The organism is Bacteroides sp. An269 (assembly GCF_002159755.1).
Taxonomy (GTDB): domain Bacteria; phylum Bacteroidota; class Bacteroidia; order Bacteroidales; family Bacteroidaceae; genus Phocaeicola; species Phocaeicola intestinalis.
In genome coordinates, this window is record NZ_NFJG01000185.1 from 1 (window position 1) to 4,640 (window position 4,640).

The 4,640-nt window shown below is 38.6% G+C and carries 4 protein-coding genes and 1 pseudogene; 1 reads left to right on the plus strand and 4 read right to left on the minus strand.

Annotation, left to right across the window (positions count from 1 at the left end):
- Positions 1-407, plus strand: a pseudogene (locus B5F71_RS18815) (hypothetical protein); the annotation flags it as partial.
- 375 nt (positions 408-782) lie between these two features.
- Here B5F71_RS18815 and B5F71_RS18820 read toward each other — a convergent pair.
- The 4 genes from B5F71_RS18820 to B5F71_RS18835 all read right to left on the minus strand — a co-directional run bounded on the left by B5F71_RS18820 (position 783) and on the right by B5F71_RS18835 (position 4,526).
- The gene (locus B5F71_RS18820; RefSeq protein WP_087213393.1) at positions 783-1,496 is read right to left on the minus strand and encodes a WecB/TagA/CpsF family glycosyltransferase; all 714 of its coding nucleotides are present in this window, start codon (positions 1,494-1,496) and stop codon (positions 783-785) included.
- A gap of 13 nt (positions 1,497-1,509) precedes the next feature.
- Complete coding sequence (locus tag B5F71_RS18825) at positions 1,510-2,586, minus strand: polysaccharide pyruvyl transferase family protein (RefSeq protein ID WP_087213396.1); 1,077 nt, start codon at positions 2,584-2,586, stop codon at positions 1,510-1,512.
- Positions 2,583-3,581, minus strand: coding sequence for a glycosyltransferase (locus tag B5F71_RS18830; RefSeq protein WP_087213399.1), 999 nt, complete (start codon positions 3,579-3,581; stop codon positions 2,583-2,585). Before B5F71_RS18830 ends, B5F71_RS18825 begins: the two co-directional genes overlap by 4 nt.
- 90 nt (positions 3,582-3,671) lie before the next feature.
- Positions 3,672-4,526 carry a glycosyltransferase gene (locus tag B5F71_RS18835; protein ID WP_087213402.1) on the minus strand — a complete coding sequence of 285 codons (855 nt, stop codon included), beginning with the start codon at positions 4,524-4,526 and terminating at the stop codon, positions 3,672-3,674.
- Between the last annotated feature and the right edge of the window lie 114 nt (positions 4,527-4,640).

A 4,640-nucleotide genomic window follows, 5' to 3' on the forward strand; every position in this document is an offset into this window, starting at 1 on the left:
ACTTGCAGTTCCCTTACTTCACCAAGCAGCTGGAGGAATGCGAGACATTGTATGACAAACTAATCTATGCACTGAAGAATATGAACGAATGGAACAGAATGCCGGATGCGCTGAAAGAACAAGTGTTCAAGCATCTGGAACGGCTGGCTGCCGTAGCGAACCTGTCGGAAGCGAACCGTGTGGCTTATGATAAGGCAGTAGACCGCTACTACGTCAACCGGATTTACGAGGAGGACATGCAGGACCGAGTGGAGAACGCGATGCGGGAAGGAAGGGAAGAAGGCAAGAAAGAAGGCAAGAAAGAAGCCAAATTGGAGGATGCACAAAACTTTAAGCGCTTAGGTGTCCCTGCAGATATCATAGCAAAAGCTACCGGACTTAGTGCGGAAGAAATAGCAAAGCTTTAAGAAAACGGCCTCTACGGCACAAAGTCTTATGCCTCTTAGGCGGAAGTGCCGGCATGTAGATACGCAAATCTGACACTGTCTACTTCTCCACCGTTCTCGTTTCCGATGAGAAGTTCATACCTGTCAGGTATAGCTGGTGTTGGTCTGTCTGATGCGGACTGCACGGTATTATTATTAGCTGTATTATCTATACTCCAAATTGAGTGCTTACGAAACTTTGGCTATTTTTTTCTGCTAATATATCCCTTACAATTATCTTTTGCAGCATGAAAACAGCATTCAGTAAATGTATTGGGAAGATTATTCCTTATATGATTTTCATTCTCCTTGTTCCATTTTCTGTTCTCTATGGAATAGGGAGGATGATAGGGCAGATTATCCGAAAAACCGTTCGGCGATAAAACGGACAGGAAATTGGAAAGCTGCTTGCAGATATCGTTTCCGCGTATGCTTCTCTTTATACATCCGATATGCAAAACGAAGGTTCAACCTGTCTACCCATGCCGGATAATAATCTATCTCATTCTTTGCCGTCTGATGGATGAAGCCGCCACAAGTGAAACCGATTCCTTTGTAACCTTTATCATGTACTTTCAATAAAAACTTTTCCTGCATGACAATCCCCATACCCACTATCAGAAAATCTGGATTCAAGGCAACAATCCTTTCAGCCTCTCTGTCCATTTCCATTTCCGATGTGAAGTATCCGTTCCTGTATCCGCAAACACACAAATCAGCGTATCGTTCTTTAAATATCCCAACAGCTTTCTCTACTTGTTCTTGTTGGGAAGCTACCACATACACCGTTTTTTTGTTTGTCTCAGCAAACGAAAGTAATTCGGGAGCTATCGAAGTCATGTCAAAACTCCGCCGTGTCACATGCTTACCATAAATTGTTTTTATGGCGGCTACCAGGATAGATCCGTCAGCAAATATCCCGTCAAAACGTGTGAACATAGCCTTGTTGTCCAAAGCTGAAAGATAAGATACCGGATTCAAAAACGTATAAATCCTGCCTTTCTTCGTAAACACTTCATCAATTGAGAGGGTCTCCGTAGATAGGATTTTTTGTACGAGAGGTGAAAACATAGCGTTCATGCGTTCATGACAATTGAGTTGTCAAATATTGTATAGATTTTTTGCGTTCAGTCTCAATTATCTTATTCACAGAAGTGTAATCTATTGGCGTGTCCAATATAAGTGGTAATCGGGACACATCGTTAGCAATTCTTGTTTCTAAATCAAATTGTTGCAATAAATAGCTCAACTTCTGGTTATTCATATTCCTGACTATTGTACAGAAGGGCTTATTATACTTTATTGAAAAAACACTGCCATGAAATGTATCCGTTACAATATAAGATGCATCTCTGAAATAAGCCAATACTTCGAACGGTGTCGGCACAACGACTTCGTCACACCACGGGAAATAATGCCCAATGGAAATCAATTTCAATCTTTTGGTGCGAGCGAATCGACGAATTGCGTCTATTTCTTTTCTATCGGTGATGCGACCGGGATAAGTATAAATAATGATGTATCCTGTCTTTTTTACTTTCGAAGTCATATATCGGGTATAATCAAATATCAATACAGGATCTACATGGCGAAGTGGGTCATTTCCGGTTAAAGCCCTTACGACTTCTGCGCTATTCCCGTCACGCACAGAAATACAATCTAACTGTTTCAATAATCCTTCCACTTCTTCTTTTACTCCAAGCAATTGTAATTTATCTAACGTAGTTGCACCAAAAGAAGCTGCATATGTAATAACCTTATCAGCATTAATTCCTTTTCCAAACAATTGAGGAGAAAAACCGAACCATGTCTGCTGGGCACAATTAAATACTTCATCACTTCCTATTACCACTATATCATAATGCGTATGGTTTTCATCTGGTTTGACACCCAGGAAAGGAAGAAATTCTTTTGAAAAACGTGTCTGAAACCTATAAATAGTTTTAAATCTTTTTATAAAATCCCATCCCCATAGCCGTTGGAACAATAGTTTGATTTTATGGAAACGGTTGATTTTATAACCGTTCAACTGACGACCAGGAATGATATTAATAAAGTCACACGTATGTCCTAAAGCCTCTATATTGCTTTTCAATGAAAACGCTTGCAAGAATGAACCATAATTCTTTACTTCCTGCATGGATAAAATGGCAACTTTCATAAGAATTTTTTTATTTTGTGATAAATCTTGTAATTCAGAAGCCTTAATTTTAAAACAAAAACTAACAGTTTAGGATGGATTAACTGTAATATAGCTCTTATCTTTTCTTTTTTATTTATAGGTGAACAAAAAGCTCGCCATGAATAGTTACGTATAGTTTGATAACAAGATAAATACATTTTAGGATATTTATGTATTACATTAGCCAATGACATCCAATTATACATATCACCGTATGTATGCCATTTGGCAAAATCACAAGCACTATACATTTTTTCTGATTTAATTATCAATGATTCACGAATAATGTCAATGGCCCTTAAAGCCATTTCACATTTCTGTATCCTAAATTTTGTCATGGCACTTTCTGTATTGTCACGCCTGTAACAATAGATTTTCCGCTGACCGACAGCCACTCTATCGGCCAAAGAAAAGGCTTTCACATTAAAATTAAATCCTTCTCCAATATAGACAGAAGGAATAAATCGGATTGCATAATCGTTTAGAAAATTTCGCTTAAATATTTTACAATAGCAACCTATAGGTATATGGTAATATAGGATAGAGGCAGCGGCATCTTCTCCAGGCATTACTTTCACTTTGTCTGTTACGACCTGTTTGCCTCCAAATGAAGTGAAAAAACTTGTTGTGACAGCTACATCAACTTCATTCCGTTCCAACAAACCCACCAAATAGCTAACATAATCCGGCATTAAAATATCATCCGAGTCTGCGAAACAGATGTATTCTCCCGTAGCGGAGTCAATGCCTCGATTTCTGGCAGTACTCACACCTGTATTCTCTTGATGGATGACTTTCACACGCTTCCCTTTTGCATATTTATCACAAATTGCACCAGAACAATCTGTAGAACCGTCATCTACCAAAATTACTTCTATATTCGGATATGTTTGCGCTGAAATAGAGCCTAAACAAATCTGAATATATTTCTCTACATTGTAGACAGGAAGGATAATAGAGACCAATTTTTCCATACTTACAAACTTTCCAGGTTATTTTAAGCTGCGACAGCCGGATAAACTGAACAGTCTGTGAATAGGTCAAACAAAATATGTTGTCTTATTTTACCCCCCCCCCCCTATTTGTTTACATATATTCACATCTGTTTTCCTAAATTTCCTTATCCGAAAGAAGTTTATGACGGTAGCCGCAAAATATGGACTTAGCGCAAACATAATTCCTCTAAACTTTTGTTGCAATGATATTGGAGCCGATAATGCACACAAAGCTTGTCTTTTACAAACCTTTTTTATACTCGAATACAATAGGGGATACTGTTTTGCTACACCACAGCCTACCATAATATTGAAAGCATCGCAATGGGTATGCCAATTGCTGAAATGCCACGCCTTCTCCAAACTCTTGCAGCCGTAATCACACAGAATATGTTTGATGTATTCTTGCGCATGAATGCTGCTAAGGATGTACTTTTCTTTAAATATACTGGCACCACTATCAGGATTACCTACACGATAATAATAGACTTTCTTATCTCCAACAGCCACTCTCTTTGCATTCAAGAAACACTCAATGGAAAAAGCAAATCCCTCTCCGTTAAAATAATCCTTATTGAAACGAATATGTTTTTCCTCTATCAATTTCTTGCTTATTAGCTTGTTCCATGGGGCTATAACTATTTTGTGATAAAGCATCTCTTGTGCCATGGAATAGCCGGCACATATTTTTATATCATCAGAACCTTTATCTACAATTGGTCTCGTCTTAAAAAAGATATTAGGACGAGGAGTAATTGCGATTTCTGCATTATTATTTTTAATAAGTGAATAGAAATAGGAAATATAATGAGGCGATAAAATATCATCTTGATCCAGTAATGCAACATAATCTCCTTTTGCCATGTCCAAAGCATAATTACGTGACAAACTTACTCCTGAATTTTCTTTATGCACGACAATCATCCGTTCCCACCGTCAAGTTAGAAGTGCAACTCCTCCACCGCCTTCCTCCGTCCTTGGAGCGTAGCGGAAAGGGCGGAGGAAGGCGGTGGAAGCCGGGCTTCGGGTCATCCGGCA